This is a genomic window from Burkholderia pyrrocinia (assembly GCF_018417535.1).
In the GTDB taxonomy this organism is placed as follows: Bacteria; Pseudomonadota; Gammaproteobacteria; order Burkholderiales; family Burkholderiaceae; genus Burkholderia; species Burkholderia pyrrocinia_E.
This window is the reverse complement of sequence record NZ_CP070977.1, coordinates 433,152-452,239: the sequence shown is the minus strand read 5'-3', so window position 1 is coordinate 452,239 and position 19,088 is coordinate 433,152. Positions and strand designations below refer to the sequence as shown.

Sequence of the window (19,088 nt, the reverse complement as noted above, 5' to 3'; positions counted from 1 at the left end):
TACGATACGACTCGGTTCATCAGAATGGCCGTATGGTATCGCCATCGCCCCGGCAAACCCACTCCTCCGGACGGTCAGCAGGGGTTTCCCCGCATCCCGGTCGCCTGAAACCGCCAAAAATCGGGTAAAATCATGCCTTTACGCGTCGCACGCCGTGCGGCGCGGGTCGTACCCCGCTCTTTGTCAATTCGCGTCTCACCTCGCCCGGCACGCTTGCGCCGTTCCGGGCGGTTGTTCCACTTCGTGGCGGCCCGTGCCGCCGGCTACAGGATCCAGGCTCATGCATCCCATGCTCAACATTGCTGTCAAGGCTGCGCGCCGCGCCGGACAGATCATCAACCGCGCGTCACTCGATCTCGACCTGATCGAAATTCGCAGGAAGCAGCAGAACGACTTCGTCACCGAAGTGGACAAGGCCGCCGAAGACGCGATCATCGAGACGCTGAAGACCGCCTACCCCGATCACGCGATCCTCGCGGAGGAATCGGGCGAATCGGAGAACGAATCCGAATTCAAGTGGATCATCGATCCGCTCGACGGCACGACCAACTTCATCCACGGCTTCCCGTACTACTGCGTATCGATCGCGCTCGAACACAAGGGCGTCGTCACGCAGGCCGTCGTCTACGATCCGAACAAGAACGACCTGTTCACGGCCACGCGTGGCCGCGGCGCGTACCTGAACGACCGCCGCATCCGCGTCGGCCGCCGCGACCGCCTCTCCGACGCGCTGGTCGGCACGGGCTTCCCGTTCCGCGAGAAGGACGGCCTCGACGCGTACGCGCGCCTCTTCACCGAAATGACGCAGGCCTGCACGGGCCTGCGCCGCCCGGGCGCGGCGGCACTCGATCTCGCGAACGTCGCGGCCGGCCGCCTCGACGCGTTCTTCGAACAGGGCATCAACGTGTGGGATATGGCGGCGGGCAGCCTGCTGATCACCGAGGCCGGCGGCCTCGTCGGCAACTACACGGGCGACGCCGATTTCCTGCATCGCCATGAGATCGTCGCCGCGAACCCGAAGATCTACGCGCAGATGATCCCGATCCTGAATCGCTACAGCCGCGTGCATCCGGCGGCCGAGTAAGCCCCGACCGCGCCCGCCTGTGCGGTGCCTTCGACGGCCCTTGTCCGCTGCGTGCGGCACGGGCCGTCGGCAAGGCGATGCTGCGTGCGTCGCTACCACCCTTTTCGCTCTGGCGGCCGCATTTTTGCGTGGCATCGATATCGATGTGCTATGTTGGCCAGCATGAACGACAACGGCGGCTACGCCCGCCTGGCGTGGCTTTCGCAGCAACCACTCGCCAGCACCGTCATGATGGAGCGACGTTCGCCTTTCGATTGTTCGGGGACGAAAAAATCTTCCCCACGCAACAAGGGGCGCTTCATGCTCGCGCCCTGAAGTTGCCCGAGTTGTCCGGCCTGGTCAGTGTGCAGCCGCTCGTACCGCTTGTTCCAGCGATGAATGGTTTGCATCCGGGATGCCCGCGTGGCGAACAACGCCACCACCCGCATGTCGGCCCCGCCCGTTTCAACACCGCCACGACGCCGTGGCGACAGCATCCGAGTACCCATGTTACGGCTAAGCGAAGTTAAACTCCCCCTCGACCATCCCGAAAGCGCGCTCGAAGCCGCGATTCGCGCGCGCCTCGCGGAGCTTGGCGTGGCGGCAGACGGGCTGCTCCGTTACACCGTGTTCCGCCGTGCGCACGATGCCCGCAAGCGCTCCGACATCAAGCTGACGTATATCGTCGATGTCGAAGTCAAGGACGAAGCGGCCGCGCTCAAGCGACTCGCCGGCAAGCCGCATTGCGGCGTGACGCCTGACATGGCGTACCGCTTTGTCGCGAAGGCCCCCGAGCACACCGCCTTCCTGCGCCCGGTTGTCATCGGCATGGGGCCGTGCGGCCTGTTTGCAGGACTGATCCTCGCGCAGATGGGCTTCCGCCCGATCATCCTCGAACGTGGCAAGGCCGTGCGCGAGCGCACCAAGGACACCTTCGGCCTGTGGCGCAAGAGCGTGCTCAACCCCGAATCCAACGTGCAGTTCGGCGAAGGCGGGGCCGGGACGTTTTCCGACGGCAAGCTGTACAGCCAGATCAAGGATCCCAACCACTATGGCCGCAAGGTGCTGGACGAATTCGTCAAGGCAGGCGCGCCGGAAGACATCCTGTATTTGAGCCGGCCGCACATCGGCACGTTCCGCCTCGTCAGCATGGTCGAAAAGATGCGCGCGTCCATCCACGAACTGGGTGGTGAAGTGCGCTTCGAAACCCGGGTCGACGACATCGAAATCGATCAGGGCAAGGTACGGTCGCTCACGCTCTCGAACGGGGAAACGCTCCGGTGCGACCACGTGGTGCTGGCCGTGGGTCACAGCGCGCGCGATACCTTCGAGATGCTGCACGATCGCGGTGTGTATATCGAAGCCAAGCCGTTTTCGCTGGGTTTTCGCATCGAACATCCGCAGGGGCTGATCGATCGCAGCCGCTTCGGCAAGTTTGCGGGCCACAAGCAACTCGGTGCGGCCGACTACAAGGTGGTCCACCACTGCAGCAATGGACGGGCCGTCTACAGCTTCTGCATGTGCCCCGGAGGCACGGTGGTCGCGGCGACCTCCGAGCCGGGCCGCGTGGTCACCAATGGCATGAGCCAGTATTCCCGGGCCGAGCGCAACGCGAATGCGGGCATCGTCGTCGGCATCACGCCGGATGACTATCCCGGCGGTCCGCTGGCGGGTATCGCGTTCCAGCGCAAATGGGAAGAGCGCGCATTCGAACTCGGCGGCGGCGATTACCGCGCGCCGGGCCAACTGGTCGGGGATTTCATCGCAGGCCGGCCGTCAACGTCGCTTGGCTCCGTCGAGCCATCGTACAAGCCCGGCGTGAACCCGACCGATCTCAGCACCGCACTCCCGGACTACGTGATCGAAGCAATCCGTGAAGCATTGCCCCAGATCGACAAGAAGATCGCGGGCTTCGCGATGCACGATGCCGTGCTCACCGGCGTGGAGACGCGCACTTCGTCACCGATCCGGATTCGACGCAAAGACGATTACCAAAGCATGAACGTCGAAGGGCTGTATCCGGCCGGCGAAGGCGCGGGGTATGCGGGTGGCATCTATTCGGCAGCCATCGACGGCATCGAAGTCGCGCAAGCGGTGGCACTCAGTCTGACGTCGGCGCACGCGTCCTGAGATGCCGGACGGGGATCGGCGCGCGAAGCTCCTTGAGCCGAGTGACGCCGAATCAAGCCGACTTTCGAATTCCCGCCCGAGAGCGAGGGCGAATAACCGGATAGGGCCGCCACCGGACCTATCCGTGATTTCCGGCGGCTGGCAGAACAGCGAACTTCGAGCTTGCATGTCGGGGCCGCTGACAAAAGACTCGGGCACCAGAACCACAACTTCATGCCTGACCCATGACCGCGCTGTCGCCCGACGCCTTTGCAGGCCACACCCCGATGACGCAGCAGTACCTTCGGGCAGTGGCATAAGGCATCGGAAGGTAACCTACGCCAGAAGCTAAGCAGCATCACCTACGAAAGACCTCCGATCTGATCGATCGCCGTGCGGCATCTGCCGCATTCGCACCATTTTCGCGTCGCAGTCGCTCGCCCCACGGGCCCGCATTGCATACGCCGACGCAGCAATCGTCACCCTGTTCCGCTTCACCCCTCCTGAAGCAGCCTCAATCTCGAACACAATTTACCGACCGAACCAAAAGTTACCGTTCGTTTCAAAGATGCCCAAATAGTAAGCTGACGCGGCGCTATTCTTCGGTCACCAACAACAACGCCCGTGGGGGGTGACATATGAATAATTTTTTTAAAAGTGCGCTTTGCGCTGCATTCGTGCCCTTCGTTCTTGCCGGTTGCGGCGGCGGAGACGGCGGCGGCAGCGTGCAGAACGGCACGCTGCACGTCGCGATGACCGATGCACCGTCGTGCGGCTTCGATCATGTGTTCGTCACCGTGTCGCAGGTGCGCGTGAACGCCAGCTCGAACGCCGGCGACAACGACGCGGGCTGGTCGACGATCACGCTGCCGACGCCGCAGAAGATCGACTTGCTGTCGCTGACCAACGGTACGCTCGCTGATCTCGGCCAGACCGCGCTGCCGGCCGGCCAGTACCAGCAGGTCCGCCTCGTGCTCGCGCAGAACCAGGGCAACACGCTCGCGAACTCGGTCGTGCCGACGGGCGGCACCGAGCAGGCGCTCGCGACACCGAGCGCGACGCAAAGCGGCTACAAGATCATCACGCCCTTCACGGTCCAGCCGAACACGCTCGTCGACCTTGTGCTCGATTTCAATGCGTGCAAGTCGATCGTGCAGCGCGGGAACGGCGCCTATGCACTCAAGCCCGTCGTGACGGCGACACCGACCGTCGTGAGCGGCGCGATATCGGGCTACGTCGCGCAGGCCGAAGCGGGCGCGACGGTCTACGCCGAACAGGGTGGCAAGGTCGTGCGCGGCACGGTGGCCGATAGCACCGGTAAGTTCGTGCTGTCGCCGCTGATCCAAAGCTCGACGCAGGGCAACTACGACGTCGTGATCGTGCAGAACAACGTCGCGTCGGGTGTCGTGCGCTCGGTGCCGGTTGTCGTGAACACAAGCACGGCCGTGTCGACGTCGAACGTGCCGATCGCGCTGCCGGCCTCGGCGATGAGCACGGTCAGCGGCACGGTGACGGCGAGCGCGAACGCGCTGGTGCGCGCGCTGCAGACGGTCGATGCAAACGCATACGAGATTACGTCGGTCAACGCGAACCTGGACACGGGCGCGTACGCGCTGTCGGTGCCGACGGCCGCGCCGATCGTCGGCACGTACTCGGGTTCGCTGCCGGTCGCGCTGGCTGCCGCGCCGGCGGCGGCAGGCCAATATACGATCGAAGCGGACGCAGCGTCGGGGGCAACGCAATCGACGAACGTCAATGCAACGACGAGCCAGACGAACGTCAATTTCAGTTTCTGACGGTCCAACGACATAACGGAAAGGGTCGAACGGCCCTTTCCTTCCAACGGGAGAACGAAGTGAAGAAAGGGGTGATCGCGCTGCTCGCAGCGGCAAGCATGGTTGGCGTGCTCGGCGGGTGCGTCGCATACGTTCCCGGTGCACCGGTTGTGGTCGCGCCGCAAGGTGGCCCGGGGAACGGTTTCTGCCCACCCGGACAAGCCAAGAAAGGCAACTGCTGATGGAAGGCCCGCACATCGCGGGCCTTGATGAGATGGTCAGCCCGATCCCCACCCAGCAGACTACGCTGAGTGGGGATCGTTCTTTTTGAGGACCATCGTGGACACGGTTTCGTTGATCGGCATTGACCTGGGCAAGCATTGCCTCCACCTGCACGCGCAGGATGCGTTGGGCAGGATGGTGTTCCGCAAGAAGCTCACGCGCCAACAGATGCTTGTACTGCAGGCCAATTTATCGAGCTGCACCGTGGTGATGGAGGCTTGCGCGCGTGCCCACCGGATCGCGCGGCGAGTCCAGTCGCTGGGCCATGAAGCCCGGCTGATCTCCCGTCAATTCGTCAAACCTTTCCGGCAAGGCAACAAGAACGACTTTGCGGATGCACAGACCATCTGCGAAGCCGCGCCGCGTCCGGGCATGCGCTTCGTGAGCCAGCCAAACGGCCAGGATCAGGCCTGAACACCAGTCGCACTGGTAAACTCGCGCAACCCAAGCAACAAACCAGATGCCTGACCTATGACCACGCTGTCGCCCGAAGCCTTCGCCGGCCATACCCCAATGATGCAGCAGTATCTGCGCATCAAGGCCGACCATCCCGACACGCTCGTCTTCTACCGGATGGGCGACTTTTACGAGCTATTTTTCGAAGATGCGGAAAAGGCCTCGCGCCTGCTCGACCTGACCCTCACGCAGCGCGGCGCCTCGGCCGGCACGCCGATCAAGATGGCCGGCGTGCCGCATCACGCAGTCGAGCAGTATCTTGCGAAGCTCGTGAAGATGGGCGAATCGGTCGCGATCTGCGAGCAGATCGGCGATCCGGCCACGTCGAAAGGCCCCGTCGAGCGCAAGGTCGTGCGCGTCGTCACGCCCGGCACGCTGACCGATGCCGCGCTGCTGTCCGACAAGAACGACGTCTACCTGCTCGCGATGTGCACGGGCCACAACAAGCGCGGCGTCGCGGTCAACATCGGCCTCGCGTGGCTGAACCTCGCAAGCGGCGCGCTGCGGCTCGCCGAAATCGAACCCGAGCAGCTCGGCGCCGCGCTCGAGCGTATCCGGCCGGCCGAAATCCTGACGGCGGACGGCGCGACCGACGCCGTACCGGCAGGCACCGGCGCAACCAAGCGCGTGCCGGCGTGGCACTTCGACATCGCATCCGGCACGCAACGCCTGTGCGACCAGCTCGATGTCGCGAGCCTCGACGGTTTCGGTGCGCATTCCTTGACGAGCGCCTGCGGCGCCGCGGGCGCGCTGCTGCTCTACGCAGCGGCCACGCAAGGCCAGCAACTGCGGCACGTGCGCAGCCTGAAGGTCGAGAACGAAACCGAATACATCGGGCTCGATCCGGCCACCCGTCGCAACCTCGAACTGACCGAGACGCTGCGCGGCACCGAGTCGCCGACGCTGTATTCGCTGCTGGACACCTGCTGCACGACGATGGGCAGCCGCCTGCTGCGTCACTGGCTGCATCATCCGCCGCGCGCGTCGGTCGCCGCGCAGTCGCGCCAGCAGGCGATCGGCGCGCTGCTCGATGCGCCGGCGAATGCAAGCCTCGATGCGCTGCGCAGCGCGCTGCGCCAGATCGCCGACGTCGAGCGGATCACCGGGCGTCTCGCGCTGCTGTCCGCGCGTCCGCGCGACCTGTCGAGCCTGCGCGACACGTTCGCCGCGCTGCCGGCGCTGCGCGAGCGCATCAGTGCGATCGTCGCGAATGCGGACGCGCTCACCCGCGTCGATGCAGCACTCGCGCCGCCCGCCGAATGCCTCGACCTGCTGACGAGCGCGATTGCGCCCGAGCCGGCTGCCATGGTGCGCGACGGCGGCGTGATCGCACGCGGCTACGACGCCGAGCTCGACGAGCTACGCGACATCTCGGAGAACTGCGGGCAGTTCCTGATCGATCTCGAAGCGCGCGAGCGCACGCGCACCGGCATCGCGAACCTGCGCGTCGAATACAACAAGGTGCACGGCTTCTACATCGAGGTCACGCGCGGCCAGACCGACAAGGTGCCCGACGATTATCGCCGCCGCCAGACGCTGAAGAACGCCGAGCGCTATATCACGCCCGAACTGAAAACCTTCGAGGACAAGGCACTGTCCGCGCAGGAACGCGCGCTGGCGCGCGAGCGCGCGCTGTACGATGCGGTGCTGCAGGCGCTGCTGCCGTTCATCCCCGAGTGCCAGCGCGTCGCATCGGCACTCGCCGAACTCGACCTGCTCGCCGCATTCGCCGAACGCGCGCGCGCGCTCGACTGGGTCGCGCCGACCTTCACCGACGAGATCGGCATCGAAATCGAACAGGGCCGCCACCCGGTCGTCGAAGCGCAGGTCGAACAGTTCATCGCGAACGACTGCCGGTTCGGCACCGAGCGCAAGCTGCTGCTGATCACCGGTCCGAACATGGGCGGTAAATCGACGTTCATGCGGCAGACCGCGCTGATCGCGCTGATGGCTTACGTCGGCAGCTACGTGCCGGCAAAGTCGGCATGCTTCGGTCCGATCGACCGGATCTTCACGCGCATCGGCGCCGCCGACGATCTCGCGGGCGGCCGCTCGACGTTCATGGTCGAGATGACCGAGGCTGCGGCGATCCTCAACGACGCGACCCCGCAAAGCCTCGTGCTGATGGACGAGATCGGGCGCGGCACGTCGACGTTCGACGGCCTCGCGCTCGCATGGGCCATCGCGCGCCACCTGCTTGCGCACAACACCTGCTACACGCTGTTCGCGACGCACTACTTCGAGCTGACGCAACTGCCGGCCGAATTCCCGCAAGCGGCCAACGTCCACCTGTCGGCCGTCGAGCACGGCCACGGCATCGTGTTCCTGCATGCGGTCAACGAAGGCCCGGCCAACCAGAGCTACGGCCTGCAGGTCGCGCAGCTCGCGGGTGTCCCGGCGCCCGTGATCCGCGCCGCGCGCAAGCATCTCGCCTATCTCGAACAACAGTCGGCGGCACAGCACACGCCGCAACTCGACTTGTTCAGCGCGCAGCCGGTGGTCGCCGACGATCTCGAATGCGCGGACGCGCCGGCGCTGCCCGCCAGGCCGCATCCGGCGCTCGACAAGCTGCGCGACATCGACCCCGACGATCTCAAGCCGCGCGAGGCGCTCGACCTGCTGTATGAGCTGCGCACGCTGGTCCGGTCGCACGATGCCGACGGGCACGCGTAAGCGCATCCCGCGGCGCCTGCCTGCCCGCGCTGCCGCCGCGCTCGCTTCGGCGGCGCTCGCGCTCGCGCAGGCCGGCGCGCTGGCAGCACCGCCGAAGCGCGCCACCGCGCCCTACTCGTTCGCGGTCGTGTCGGGCGTGATCAACGTCCCGGCGGACGAACCGGCGGCCCAGCGGCTGCTCGATGCGATCGCGCGCGAGCGCAACCTCGCTTTCGTCGTCTATGCAGGCGATCTCAAGGGCTCGAAGGAAGCATGCCGCGATGCGTTGTATTCGCAGCGCGGCGCGATCCTGGACGCCGCACGCGTGCCGCTCGTATTCATCCCCGGCCACGACGACTGGGCGACGTGCAACACCGTGGCCGGCGGCAGCTACGATCCGGTCGAGCGGCTCGACTTCCTGCGGCAGACGCTGCTCGCCGATTCGGCGCTGCCCGACCCCGGCGCGCTGCAGATCACGCGGGAAAGCGAAATCGCGCGGTTCCGGCCGTATCGCGAAAACGCGCGCTGGATGCGCGACGACATCGTCTATGTCGCACTCAACGCACCGGCGCCGAACAATCACTTCCTGACGGCCGGCGGCCGCAACGGCGAATTCGAGGACCGCGTCATCGCGAACGGCTTCTGGATCGACCACGCGGCCGAATACGCGAAGCGGCGCGAAGCGCGTGCGATGGTGGTGATTTTCGAGGGCGATCCGCAATTCGAACGCCATGAACGCTCGGAGCGGTTCGCATGGCTGCGTTTCAACCGGCCGCGCGTGCGTGACGGCTTCCGTGAGTTGAAACGAACGCTGGTGAAGGCGGCGGCGACGTTCCGCGGCCCGATACTGGTGATGCACGCAAGCGGCGAACCGCTTGCGAACGGCTTTCTGATCGATCGTCCGCTGCGGGCCGACGACGGTGAACTGGTAGGGAACGTGACGCGCGTCGCGATCGGACCGCGTCATCCGGCGAATCAGTGGGTCAAGGTGAGCGTGTCGCCGGCCCGGCAGACGATCTTCAACGTGAGCCTGCAGGAGGTGCCGAAGAACCTGCCGGTGCCGCCCGCGCTGCCGCTCGTGCCGCACGACGATGTCCCGCTGCCGCAGATGCCGGAAATCCCCGCGTTGCCGGCGCTGCCCGACTCGTCGTCGGTCGCGCCGCCGCTGCAGGGTGACGGCGCCGCACCCGGCGGCGCGTCGTGGCCGGCACCGCCCCCTGCATCGGGGCCGGCGCCCGGCCAGCCTGCGAGCTCAGTGCAGGGTGCGCCCTGACGGCGCTTCGCCGTCTTCGTCTTCGTCCTCGTCGACGATCTCGAGCCCTTCCGCGCCATGCGCGTGCTCATGCTCGATTTCGTCTTCGGTTGCTTCGCGAACGTCCTTCACCGTGAGTGCGAAACGCAGCGCCATGCCTGCCAGCGGGTGATTGCCGTCGAGCACGACCTTGTCTTCGGCGACGTCGGTGACCGTATAGATCAGCGAATCGACTTCCTCGTCGCCGTCTTCCGGCGTGCCTTCGAACTGCATGCCCACTTCGAGCGGCTCGGGGAAACGATCGCGCGGCTCGACCTTCACGAGTTCGGGATCGTAGTCGCCGAACGCGTCCTGCGGCTCGAGCTGAATCTGCGCCTGGTAACCCGGCTCCTGCCCGTCGAGCTGTTCCTCGATCTTGGGGAACGTGCCATCATAGCCGCCGTGCAGATAGACCATCGGCTCGTCGCTTTCCTCGATCAGATTGCCCTGTGCATCCGACAGCTTGTAAGTGACCGACACGACGGTGTTTTTTGCGATTTTCATCCAATTCTCCCAAATACAAGTCTCATTATACGATGCGCAACCGGTCTCAAGCCGAACCGCGGGATGCCGCTGCCGCCCCGTTCGGCGCGCCGCCTTCCGATCTTCCCACACCGCTGCTCGGCGGTCTCACGCCGTCGCAATTCATGCGCGACTACTGGCAGAAGAAGCCGCTCCTGATCCGCCAGGCTATCCCCGGCGTCGCGTCGCCGGTCACGCGCGATGCGCTGTTCGAACTCGCATCCGACTATGACGCGGAATCGCGACTGATCACCCATTTTCGTAACAAGTGGCAACTGGCGCACGGGCCGTTCGAGCCGGGCTCGCTGCCCGCCGTCACGCGCAAGGCCTGGACCCTGCTCGTGCAGGGGCTCGACCTGCACGTCGATGCGGCACGCGCGTTGCTCGACCGCTTCCGCTTCGTCCCCGACGCGCGCCTGGACGACCTGATGATCTCGTATGCGACCGACGGCGGCGGCGTCGGCCCGCACTTCGATTCGTATGATGTATTCCTGTTGCAGGTCGATGGCCGGCGCCGCTGGCGCGTCGGTGCGCAGAAGGATCTGTCGCTGCAGCCGGACGTGCCGCTGAAGATCCTCGAAAACTTCGAGCCGAGCGACGAATGGGTGCTGGAGCCCGGCGACATGCTGTACCTGCCGCCCCACATCGCGCACGACGGCGTCGCCGAAGGCGAATGCATGACCTGCTCGATCGGCTTCCGGGCCCCGTCCGCCGGCGAACTGGGCGCCCAATTCCTGTACTATCTCGCGGAGCGTGGCGGCCTGCGCGACGGCGGCGGCGACGACCTCTACCGCGATCCGAAGCAGCCGGCCGTCGACACGCCCGCGCAACTGCCGCCGGCGATGGTCGAGCGCGTTGCCGAGATCGTCGACGCCATCCGCTGGCGCAAGCGCGACGTCGCCGAATTCCTCGGCTGCTACCTGAGCGAGCCCAAGCCGAGCGTCGTATTCGACCCGCCCGCGCGCCCGCTGTCCGAGGCCGCGTTCGTCACGCACGCATCGCGCCGTGGCGTGAGTCTCGACAGAAGGGCCGCATTGATGTATAACGCGCGCTCGTACTTCATTAATGGCGAGGAAGGACCGCTCGAGCAAGCCGGCGAATGGCTGCCCGAATTGGCCAATCAACGCCAGATGGAGGCGAAACGGTTTGTAACACTATCCCGGGTTCCCTCAATGACAGCCTTGTTGCACGAGTGGTATCGTGCGGGCTGGATACGGGTCGGAGACCGGAATTAGTGTGAGTCGCCCCGTATGCCCGTACGGATCAAATTCTGTATGGGAAAGACAACGTATTGACCCCGCATTTGTCGACGGTCGATAGGAAAGTGCATATAATTTCCGCCCAAGCCGTAGGGAAGATTCACGCTCTAGAAGTGCGTCTCCACCAGCGGCCCAGGTCGGTGTTGGAGCACATTACCGGTATTGTTTCGCGCTGTTGCTTACCTTTAACCATAAAAGGACGTGATCATGAAGAAATCCCTCCTCGTAGCTTCCCTGTTGGCTGCTGTTGCACTGGCTGCTTGCAACAAGAGCGCTGATCAAGCTGCTTCGTCGGCTGCAAGCGACGCGGCTGCTGCTGCTTCGACGGCTGCTTCGGCAGTTGCTGGTGCTGCGAGCGACGCTTCGGCTGCTGCATCGTCGGCAGTTGCTGCTGCGAGCGACGCTGCTGCTGCAGTGGCGTCGGCTGCTTCGGCAGCGACGGCTGCTCCGGCTTCGGGCGCAAGCCAGTAAGCCTTCAGCATCAGCTGAAAAAAAACCGGCCCGAGGGCCGGTTTTTTTACGTCCGCGGCTTCCGGATCGATCGCCCGGCAGTCGCACCGGGCCGCCGCAGCGGCCCTGCCCGGCTCAGCCGAGCATCAGCCAGTCGAACCCCGCGTCCTGCGTGGCCACGACCACCTCATCCCCACTCGTCCCCAGCACGCCGGCAAACGCCTGGCGGGCCAGTTCCGGCAGGTTGTTCTGCTGGCTCAGGTGCGCCGCGACCAGGTGCTGGAGGCGGCTGCGTTCGAGCGACGCGAGGATGTCGGCCGCCGCGTCGTTGCTCAGGTGACCGTGGTTGCCGCCGATCCGCGCCTTCAGCGACTGCGGATAGCGGCTCGCGGCCAGCATCGCGGTGTCGTGGTTGGATTCGAGCACCAGCGCGTCACAGCCGCTCAGGACGGCCGTGATGTGCGACGTGGCCATCCCGACGTCCGTCAGCACGCCGAGCCGGCGGCAGCCGTCCATAAAGACGAATTGGAGCGGTTCCCGCGCATCGTGAGGGACCGTATAGGGCATCACGGCCAGATCGCGTATCGAGGCCGTCTCGTCGCCCCACAGCACGTGGAGATCGACATCGGCCTCGTCCGCGCCTACCGCGCGCGCGGTGCCCCAGCTCATGTAGAGCGGCAGCGACGCGCGCCGGGCGAGCGTCAGCGCACTGCCGACGTGGTCGCTGTGTTCATGGGTGATGAGAATCGCATCGAGATCGTCGATGCCGAGATTCAGTCGGCCGAGCCGGCGCTCGACCTCCTTGGCAGAAAAGCCGCAGTCGAGCAGCACGCGGGTGGTCGTCGTGCCGCTCGAGGCCTCGACGACCAGCGCGTTGCCTTCGCTGCCGCTTCCGAGGCTGGCGAATCGCACGCGCTCAGTTCAACTGCGCGTGCAGCAGCGAAATGATCCGCTGCGCGTCCGACGAGTTGTCGACCTGGCCGTTTGCGCCGACCACCGCGACCTGCGTGCCGCCGTTGCCTTGCGCGCGCACGTTGACCAGGAATTCCCTGCCCGGCTTTGCCGCCGCCGGACCGCCGTAGAACAGCTTGCCGAACAGGCCGTCGCGCTTGAGCTCTTCCATCGAATTCGCATAACGCACGGTGTACACGCCCTTCTCGCGGTCGCGATTGTCGACCGTGAAGTTGGTACGGTCGAGCGCAAGGCCCACGCGCAGCCACGCACGGTCGAACGACTCGGCCAGTTGCAGCGTTGCGCCGCTGCTCGTGTCGCTCACCTGCGCCGGTGCCGTCGCGGGACGCGCATCGGTCAGCAGTTGCTTCGCCTGCGCGTCGGTCAGGCCGAACTTCTGCATCAGCTTCGACAGGAACACGGCTTCGAGCACCGGGTTGCGCGGACGCTCTTCCCAGCGCGACGACGTGCCGCCCTGCGGACCGACCATCATTTCTTCCATCGCGCTATGCGTGATGGAGATGTCGGTGTTGCCTTCCGACGTGCGGTTCACGAGCGTACGGAAACGGTCGCGCGTGCCGGACGAGTACGCGAAATCGATGACCTTGCCGATCGTGCGGCGGAACCAGTCGTCGGGAATGTTCGCGCGGTTCTCGGCCCAGTCGGTGGCCATGATGCCCGTCGACGGCGCGTCGGTCTTCAGCGAGAAGCCGTTCTCCTGCCAGAAGTCCTTCAGGATCGGCCACAACTGCTCGGGCGTCCGGCCATCGACGACGAGCCAGCGGCGATCGCCGTCACGCTCGATGTGCATGCCGAGCGGATCCTGCGCGCTCGGAATGCCGTCGGTCGCATTGCCGGCCTGCGTCGTGACCCGCGGCGGCAGCGTGCCGAGCCCGGCGTTGGTCGGCGGCGCGACGAACTGCTGGGTCGTCGGCACCGGCTTCAGGTCGCTCGGCACCGCGAGCGGCGGCGCCGAACCGGTGTTCTTGTAGTTGACCCGGTCGGGGGCCAGATAGTCGTTCAGCGTATCGCAGCCGGCGAGCGCGCCCAGCGCCAGCGCCACCACCGACATCTGGATGGCGCGAGAGGAAATGGCGAAACGTTTCATGAAATCCTTCGTCTTGCTTGAACGCTCGTCAGGAGCGGCGCCGGACGGAGCCGGCCGGTGCGGGTTGATCAGGGGTCGAGCCGGCGGCCGCAGGACACGGCCGCGTCGGCATCAGGCGAGGACGCCGGCCTCGACGAGGGCCGAACGCACGGCATCGTGGCAGCGCTCGTCGAGCGCCGTGAGCGGCAGCCGAATGCCGCCCTGCATCTTGCCCATCGCCTGCAGCGCCCACTTCACCGGAATCGGGTTCGCTTCGATGAACAAATTCTTGTGCAGCGACAGCAGCTTCATGTGCAACTCGCGGGCCGTCTGCACGTCGCCGGCCAGCGCCGCGCGGCACAGCTCGCTCATCGCGCGCGGCGCAACGTTCGCCGTCACCGAGATGTTGCCGTGGCCGCCGAGCAGCATCAGCGCGATCGCGGTCGGATCGTCGCCGCTGTAAATCGCGAAGTGCTTCGGCGCGGCCTTGATCAGGTGCGCGGCACGATCGATGTTGCCCGTCGCTTCCTTCACGCCGATGATGCCCGGCACTTGCGCGAGACGCAGCATCGTCTCGTTCGCCATGTCCGCGACCGTGCGGCCCGGCACGTTGTACAGGATCACCGGCAGGTCGACCGCTTCGGCGATCGCCTTGAAGTGACGGTACATGCCTTCCTGCGTCGGCTTGTTGTAGTACGGCACGACCTGCAGCGTCGCGTCCGCGCCGACAGCCTTGGCGTGCTTCGTCAGCTCGATCGCCTCGGCGGTCGAGTTGCCGCCCGCGCCCGCGATGATCGGGATGCGTTTCGCCGCATGCTCGACCGCCGTGCGGATCATCAGGATGTGCTCTTCGACGTTGAGCGTTGCCGACTCGCCGCTCGTACCGACCACGACGAGCGCATCGGTGCCTTCCGCGATGTGCCAGTCGATCAGTTTGCGAAACGCCGGCAGGTCGAGACTGCCGTCTTCGAGCATCGGGGTGACGATCGCGGGGATGCTGCCGCGGATTTGAGTGCCGTCTTGGGTGCCGTTAGCCATGAAACGCGATTGATTGTGTACCGGTAAACGTTGAGATTGTAGCGGATTAGCCGGGCAGTTCGTAACGTGGAATTCCCGCCCCCGCCTTCGGGGTCGCGCCCTCGCGCACTGCGCAGAGCCGCTGGACGAACGCCTCGCGCGGCGCGGCGACGAAACCGTCCTCGTACGCGACCACCCGCAGGCGGCCGTGCACGGCGTCCAGCAGTTCGCCCGGGGCGAGCAGGAACGCGGGGTTGGACGGTTTGCCGACCGTTTCGTTTCCTTGCGCGAAAGTTTCGTAGATGAGCACGCCGCCCGGGGCCACCGCATCGAGCAGATGGGGCCAGAGCGGACGATGCAGATAATGAGCGACGATCACGGCCGAAAACCGCTCGCCGGCCGGCAGCGGCCACGGCGCGCCTTCGAGGTCCGCGGCGCGGGCATCGACGCCCGCGATCGCGCGCAACGCGGCCAGCGCGGCCGGGTCGCGGTCGAGCGCGACGACCGGATGCCCGTGCGACGCGAACCAGCGCGCATGGCGGCCGCCGCCCGCGGCGACGTCAAGCACCGCGCCGCCGGCTGGAACGAGCCGCGACCACCGGGCGACCCAGCGCGACGGCTCGGCCGGTGCGACGTGGCCGCCCGCGGCGGCGATGAGGGATTCGCTCATGCAGTCGGATCAGTTGTACGACAGGCCCATCGCGTCGCGCACGTCGCGCATCGTTTCCACCGCGTACTTGCGCGCCTTGTCGCAACCGTCCGCGACGATCGCGCGCAGCAGCGACGGATCGTCCATGTACTTCTGTGCGCGCTCGAGCATCGGCTGCTGCTCGCGCAGGATGCCTTCGACGACCGGCTGCTTGCAGTCGAGGCAGCCGATGCCCGCCGAGCGGCAGCCCTTCTGGACCCACTCGTGCGTCGCTTCGTCCGTATAGACCTGGTGCAGTTGCCACACCGGGCACTTGTCGGGGTCGCCCGGATCGGTGCGGCGCACGCGCGCGGGATCGGTCGGCATCGTGCGGACCTTCTTCGTGATCGTCTCGGCGTCTTCACGCAGGCCGATCGTGTTGCCGTACGACTTGGACATCTTCTGGCCGTCGAGGCCCGGCATCCGGGACGCTTCGGTCAACAGCGCCTGCGGCTCGACGAGGATGATCTTGCGCGCGCCTTCGAGATAACCGAACAGGCGCTCGCGGTCGCTCATCGACAGGCTCTGCGATTCCTGCAGCATCGCACGCGCCTGTTCGAGCGCCTCGTCGTCGCCTTCCTGTTGATACGCGTTGCGCAGCTCGTGATAGAGCTTCGCGCGCTTGCCGCCGAGCTTCTTCGCGGCTTCGAGCGCCTTCTCCTCGAAACCCGGCTCGCGGCCGTACAGGTAGTTGAAGCGGCGCGCGATCTCGCGCGTCATCTCGACGTGCGGCACCTGATCCTCGCCGACCGGCACGAGCGAGCCGCGATACAGCAGGATGTCGGCCGCCATCAGCACCGGGTAGCCCAGGAAGCCGTAGGTCGACAGATCCTTGTCCTTCAGCTTCTCCATCTGCTCCTTGTAGGTCGGCACGCGTTCGAGCCAGCCGAGCGGCGTGCTCATGCCGAGCAGCAGCGCGAGTTCCGCGTGCTCGGGCACCTTGCTCTGGATGAACAGCGTCGCCTGCGCCGGGTCGATGCCGGACGCGAGCCAGTCGATCAGCACGTCCCACACGTTCTTCTCGATGACCTCGGGAGTCTCGTAGTGCGTCGTCAGCGCATGCCAGTCGACGACGCAGAAGAAGCACGGGTACTCGGACTGCAGTTTCACCCAGTTTTTCAGCACGCCGTGGTAATGACCGAGGTGCAGCGACCCGGTGGGTCGCATGCCGGAGAAAATACGTTCTGGGAACATGATTGTCGTTAGAAAAGCGAGGCGAATGGAGACAGGATGGCGCTCAGCACGGCATAGCCGACGTTGACGAGCGGGCGCAGCCAGAAGTTCGTCAGCACGCCCGTCGCGACCAGCACGAGGACGATGATGAAACCGTACGGCTCGATGCGCGACAGCGCGATCGATTGCTTCGGGGGCAGCAGCGCCGCCAGGATGCGGCCGCCGTCGAGCGGCGGCAGCGGAAACAGGTTCAGCACGCCGAGCACGAGGTTCGCGCTGACGCCGGCAAACGCCATCCGCGTGAAGAACGGTTCGTCGATGCCGACCGCGGGCAGCACGAGGGTCAGCAGGCCCCAGATCAGCGCCTGCACGAAATTGCACGCCGGGCCCGCGAACGCTACCCACAGGCTGCCCCAGCGCGGGTTGCGCAGGTTGCCGAACGAAACCGGCACCGGTTTCGCATAGCCGAACAGGAACGCGCCGCCCGTCAGGAAATACATCGCGAGCGGGATCGCGATCGTGCCGATCGGATCGATGTGGCGCATCGGATTGAACGACACGCGCCCCATCACGTAGGCGGTGTTGTCGCCGAGCAGGCGGGCGGCGTAGCCGTGCGCGGCCTCGTGCAACGTGATCGCGAAGATCACGGGCAGCGCGTAGACGGCGATGGTCTGTATCAGGGAAGCATCCATATCGCGTTATTGTAACAAGCGCACTCGCGCAAAAATGGAACGGCGCGCTTACGCGGCCGAGAGTCCGAACGGTTCGAGCGCGCCGCGGCCTGCGCGCACGAGTTCCGGCTCGTTGCCGGTCAGGTCGATCACCGTCGACGGTTCGCGCGGGCACGCGCCGCCGTCGATCACGAGGTCGACCTGCTTCTCGAGCCGCGCACGGATGTCGTCGGGATCGTTCAGCGGTTCGTCGTCCGGCGGCAGGATCAGCGTCGTGCCGAGCAACGGTTGGCCGAGCGATTCCAGCAGCGCGAGCGTGATCGCGTGATCGGGCACGCGCAGCCCGATCGTCTTGCGCGACGGGTGCGACAGCCGGCGCGGCACTTCCTTCGTCGCCTGCAGGATGAATACGTACGGGCCGGGCGTGACCGACTTGATCTGCCGGTACTGGCGGTTGTCGACCATCGCGAAGTTGGCGAGCTCCGACAGGTCGCGCACGAGCAGCGACAGGTGCTGTTTCTCGTCGAGGCCGCGAATCCGGCGCACCCGCTCGACCGCATCCTTGTCGTCGAGATGGCACGCGAGCGCATAGCTCGAATCGGTCGGCATCGCGATCACGCCGCCCTTGTTGATGATCTCCACGGCCTGCTTGATCAGGCGCGGCTGCGGATTATCCGGATGAATCCTGAAGAACTGGGACATGGAAGCACGTAAAGAGGGGGGAGTCGGATGCGCACGTCGGCCACAACGCGGGCGGCGGGCGGCCGCCCGGTGTCAGAGCCAGCGCTCCCAGACCGGTGTCAGGTCGGACGGCAACGGCGGCAGACCGCCGAGCTCGACGCGGCCCTCGCCCGGCGCATGGAAATCCGAGCCGCGCGACACTTCGAAGCCGAAGCGGCGGGCAACGTCCGCGTATTCGCGGTACTGATCGGGCGTGTGACTGCCCGTGACGACCTCGATCGCGCGACCGCCCAGATCGATGAACTCGCCGAAGAACGCGTCGAATTCGACGGGCGTATAGCGATAACGGCCCGGATGCGCGACCACGGCTTCGCCGCCCGCCGCGCGGATCCACCCGACCGCATCGGACAGCGCCGCCCAGCGATGCGGGACGAACCCGGGCTTGCCGTCGCCGAGCAGGCGGTCGAACACGTCGGACGTCGATTCGGCGTGGCCGTTCTCGACGAGAAAGCGCGCGAAGTGCGTGCGCGAGATCAGGTCGGGATTCGATACGTACTTCAGCGCGCCTTCGTACGCATCGGGGATGCCGAGCGTCGCGAGCTGCGCGCCGATCGCCAGCGCGCGTGCCGCGCGGCCGTGGCGCGTGCGGTACAGGCCGTCGACGAGCACCGGGTTCGCGGGATCGATGTTCAGGCCGACGATGTGCACGGTGCGCGACGCCCACGTGACCGAAATCTCGACGCCGGCCAGGTAGCGCATGCCGAGCGCTTCCGCCTCGCTGCGCGCCACCGCCTGGCCGCCGATCTCGTCGTGGTCGGTCAGCGCCCACAGGGTCACACCGCCGGCATGGGCACGGCGTGCGACGTCGGCAGGCGACAGCAACCCGTCGGAAACATTCGAATGGCAGTGGAGATCAGCGTTCATTGTAGGCATGGCAGGTAAGGCCTCATTCTACTGCAAC

The 19,088-nt window shown here is 66.0% G+C and carries 18 protein-coding genes and 1 pseudogene; 9 read left to right on the top strand and 10 right to left on the bottom strand.

The window, feature by feature from the left end; all coding sequences use genetic code 11:
* Positions 1-280: 280 nt before the first annotated feature.
* Positions 281-1,084: an inositol monophosphatase family protein gene (locus tag JYG32_RS02110; RefSeq protein ID WP_174380458.1), complete on the top strand. Its 804-nt coding sequence runs from the start codon at positions 281-283 to the stop codon at positions 1,082-1,084.
* 179 nt (positions 1,085-1,263) lie between these two features.
* On the opposite strand, the gene JYG32_RS02105 is transcribed toward JYG32_RS02110, so the two are convergent.
* Entirely contained in the window at positions 1,264-1,560 is a 297-nt protein-coding gene (locus tag JYG32_RS02105) for a hypothetical protein (protein WP_213264498.1), read from the bottom strand.
* A 10-nt stretch (positions 1,561-1,570) separates the two neighbouring features.
* On the opposite strand from JYG32_RS02105, the gene JYG32_RS02100 reads away from it, so the two are divergent.
* The 5 genes and pseudogenes from JYG32_RS02100 (at position 1,571) to JYG32_RS02080 (ending at position 9,610) form a co-directional block, all read left to right on the top strand.
* Positions 1,571-3,193, top strand: a complete 1,623-nt coding sequence (locus JYG32_RS02100) for an NAD(P)/FAD-dependent oxidoreductase (RefSeq protein WP_213264497.1) — start codon at positions 1,571-1,573, stop codon at positions 3,191-3,193.
* Between the two features lie 617 nt (positions 3,194-3,810).
* The gene (locus tag JYG32_RS02095) at positions 3,811-4,968 is read left to right on the top strand and encodes a DUF4382 domain-containing protein (protein ID WP_213264496.1); all 1,158 of its coding nucleotides are present in this window, start codon (positions 3,811-3,813) and stop codon (positions 4,966-4,968) included.
* A 318-nt stretch (positions 4,969-5,286) separates the two neighbouring features.
* A pseudogene (locus JYG32_RS02090) lies at positions 5,287-5,637 on the top strand (IS110 family transposase); the annotation flags it as partial.
* A 63-nt stretch (positions 5,638-5,700) separates the two neighbouring features.
* Positions 5,701-8,358 (top strand): DNA mismatch repair protein MutS, encoded by a 2,658-nt coding sequence (gene mutS / locus JYG32_RS02085; protein WP_213264495.1) that lies wholly within the window; start codon positions 5,701-5,703, stop codon positions 8,356-8,358.
* Positions 8,339-9,610, top strand: coding sequence for a hypothetical protein (locus tag JYG32_RS02080; protein WP_213265356.1), 1,272 nt, complete (start codon positions 8,339-8,341; stop codon positions 9,608-9,610). The genes mutS and JYG32_RS02080 overlap by 20 nt, the downstream gene beginning before the upstream one ends.
* On the opposite strand, the gene JYG32_RS02075 is transcribed toward JYG32_RS02080, so the two are convergent.
* On the bottom strand, positions 9,590-10,132 hold the full coding sequence (locus JYG32_RS02075) for an FKBP-type peptidyl-prolyl cis-trans isomerase (protein WP_213264494.1): 543 nt from the start codon (positions 10,130-10,132) through the stop codon (positions 9,590-9,592). The genes JYG32_RS02080 and JYG32_RS02075 overlap by 21 nt on opposite strands.
* A 32-nt stretch (positions 10,133-10,164) precedes the next feature.
* Here JYG32_RS02075 and JYG32_RS02070 point away from each other — a divergent pair, with 32 nt between their 5' ends.
* The 3 genes from JYG32_RS02070 to JYG32_RS02065 are packed head-to-tail and all read left to right on the top strand — an operon-like array spanning position 10,165 to position 11,880.
* Positions 10,165-11,385, top strand: a complete 1,221-nt coding sequence (locus JYG32_RS02070) for a cupin domain-containing protein (RefSeq protein WP_213264493.1) — start codon at positions 10,165-10,167, stop codon at positions 11,383-11,385.
* A gap of 56 nt (positions 11,386-11,441) precedes the next feature.
* Entirely contained in the window at positions 11,442-11,687 is a 246-nt protein-coding gene (locus JYG32_RS39655) for a hypothetical protein (protein WP_011657350.1), read from the top strand.
* Positions 11,617-11,880, top strand: a complete 264-nt coding sequence (locus JYG32_RS02065) for a hypothetical protein (protein ID WP_174380462.1) — start codon at positions 11,617-11,619, stop codon at positions 11,878-11,880. Before JYG32_RS39655 ends, JYG32_RS02065 begins: the two co-directional genes overlap by 71 nt.
* A gap of 114 nt (positions 11,881-11,994) precedes the next feature.
* On the opposite strand, the gene JYG32_RS02060 is transcribed toward JYG32_RS02065, so the two are convergent.
* The 8 genes from JYG32_RS02060 to JYG32_RS02025 form a co-directional block, all read right to left on the bottom strand.
* Complete coding sequence (locus JYG32_RS02060; RefSeq protein WP_174380463.1) at positions 11,995-12,771, bottom strand: MBL fold metallo-hydrolase; 777 nt, start codon at positions 12,769-12,771, stop codon at positions 11,995-11,997.
* 4 nt (positions 12,772-12,775) lie between these two features.
* The gene (bamC, locus tag JYG32_RS02055) at positions 12,776-13,918 is read right to left on the bottom strand and encodes an outer membrane protein assembly factor BamC (protein ID WP_174380464.1); all 1,143 of its coding nucleotides are present in this window, start codon (positions 13,916-13,918) and stop codon (positions 12,776-12,778) included.
* A 111-nt stretch (positions 13,919-14,029) separates the two neighbouring features.
* Complete coding sequence (gene dapA, locus JYG32_RS02050; RefSeq protein ID WP_213264492.1) at positions 14,030-14,935, bottom strand: 4-hydroxy-tetrahydrodipicolinate synthase; 906 nt, start codon at positions 14,933-14,935, stop codon at positions 14,030-14,032.
* 46 nt (positions 14,936-14,981) lie between these two features.
* Positions 14,982-15,584 carry a class I SAM-dependent methyltransferase gene (locus tag JYG32_RS02045; protein WP_213264491.1) on the bottom strand — a complete coding sequence of 201 codons (603 nt, stop codon included), beginning with the start codon at positions 15,582-15,584 and terminating at the stop codon, positions 14,982-14,984.
* Between the two features lie 9 nt (positions 15,585-15,593).
* Positions 15,594-16,796, bottom strand: coding sequence for a tryptophan--tRNA ligase (locus JYG32_RS02040; protein WP_174383869.1), 1,203 nt, complete (start codon positions 16,794-16,796; stop codon positions 15,594-15,596).
* A gap of 8 nt (positions 16,797-16,804) precedes the next feature.
* The gene (locus tag JYG32_RS02035) at positions 16,805-17,467 is read right to left on the bottom strand and encodes a site-2 protease family protein (RefSeq protein WP_174383868.1); all 663 of its coding nucleotides are present in this window, start codon (positions 17,465-17,467) and stop codon (positions 16,805-16,807) included.
* Between the two features lie 48 nt (positions 17,468-17,515).
* A complete protein-coding gene (locus tag JYG32_RS02030; protein WP_174383867.1) occupies positions 17,516-18,148 on the bottom strand; it encodes an L-threonylcarbamoyladenylate synthase in 633 nt (210 codons plus the stop codon).
* A 72-nt stretch (positions 18,149-18,220) separates the two neighbouring features.
* Positions 18,221-19,051 carry a 3',5'-nucleoside bisphosphate phosphatase gene (locus JYG32_RS02025; RefSeq protein WP_213264490.1) on the bottom strand — a complete coding sequence of 277 codons (831 nt, stop codon included), beginning with the start codon at positions 19,049-19,051 and terminating at the stop codon, positions 18,221-18,223.
* Positions 19,052-19,088 lie beyond the last annotated feature (37 nt).

Coding starts and splice junctions, on each gene's coding strand:
- JYG32_RS02110 (WP_174380458.1), top strand. CDS start 281: ATGCATCCCATGCTCAACATTGCTGTCAAGGCTGCGCGCCGCGCCGGA.
- JYG32_RS02105 (WP_213264498.1), bottom strand. CDS start 1,560: ATGCTGTCGCCACGGCGTCGTGGCGGTGTTGAAACGGGCGGGGCCGAC.
- JYG32_RS02100 (WP_213264497.1), top strand. CDS start 1,571: ATGTTACGGCTAAGCGAAGTTAAACTCCCCCTCGACCATCCCGAAAGC.
- JYG32_RS02095 (WP_213264496.1), top strand. CDS start 3,811: ATGAATAATTTTTTTAAAAGTGCGCTTTGCGCTGCATTCGTGCCCTTC.
- mutS (WP_213264495.1), top strand. CDS start 5,701: ATGACCACGCTGTCGCCCGAAGCCTTCGCCGGCCATACCCCAATGATG.
- JYG32_RS02080 (WP_213265356.1), top strand. CDS start 8,339: ATGCCGACGGGCACGCGTAAGCGCATCCCGCGGCGCCTGCCTGCCCGC.
- JYG32_RS02075 (WP_213264494.1), bottom strand. CDS start 10,132: ATGAAAATCGCAAAAAACACCGTCGTGTCGGTCACTTACAAGCTGTCG.
- JYG32_RS02070 (WP_213264493.1), top strand. CDS start 10,165: ATGCGCAACCGGTCTCAAGCCGAACCGCGGGATGCCGCTGCCGCCCCG.
- JYG32_RS02065 (WP_174380462.1), top strand. CDS start 11,617: ATGAAGAAATCCCTCCTCGTAGCTTCCCTGTTGGCTGCTGTTGCACTG.
- bamC (WP_174380464.1), bottom strand. CDS start 13,918: ATGAAACGTTTCGCCATTTCCTCTCGCGCCATCCAGATGTCGGTGGTG.
- dapA (WP_213264492.1), bottom strand. CDS start 14,935: ATGGCTAACGGCACCCAAGACGGCACTCAAATCCGCGGCAGCATCCCC.
- JYG32_RS02045 (WP_213264491.1), bottom strand. CDS start 15,584: ATGAGCGAATCCCTCATCGCCGCCGCGGGCGGCCACGTCGCACCGGCC.
- JYG32_RS02040 (WP_174383869.1), bottom strand. CDS start 16,796: ATGTTCCCAGAACGTATTTTCTCCGGCATGCGACCCACCGGGTCGCTG.
- JYG32_RS02035 (WP_174383868.1), bottom strand. CDS start 17,467: ATGGATGCTTCCCTGATACAGACCATCGCCGTCTACGCGCTGCCCGTG.
- JYG32_RS02030 (WP_174383867.1), bottom strand. CDS start 18,148: ATGTCCCAGTTCTTCAGGATTCATCCGGATAATCCGCAGCCGCGCCTG.
- JYG32_RS02025 (WP_213264490.1), bottom strand. CDS start 19,051: ATGAACGCTGATCTCCACTGCCATTCGAATGTTTCCGACGGGTTGCTG.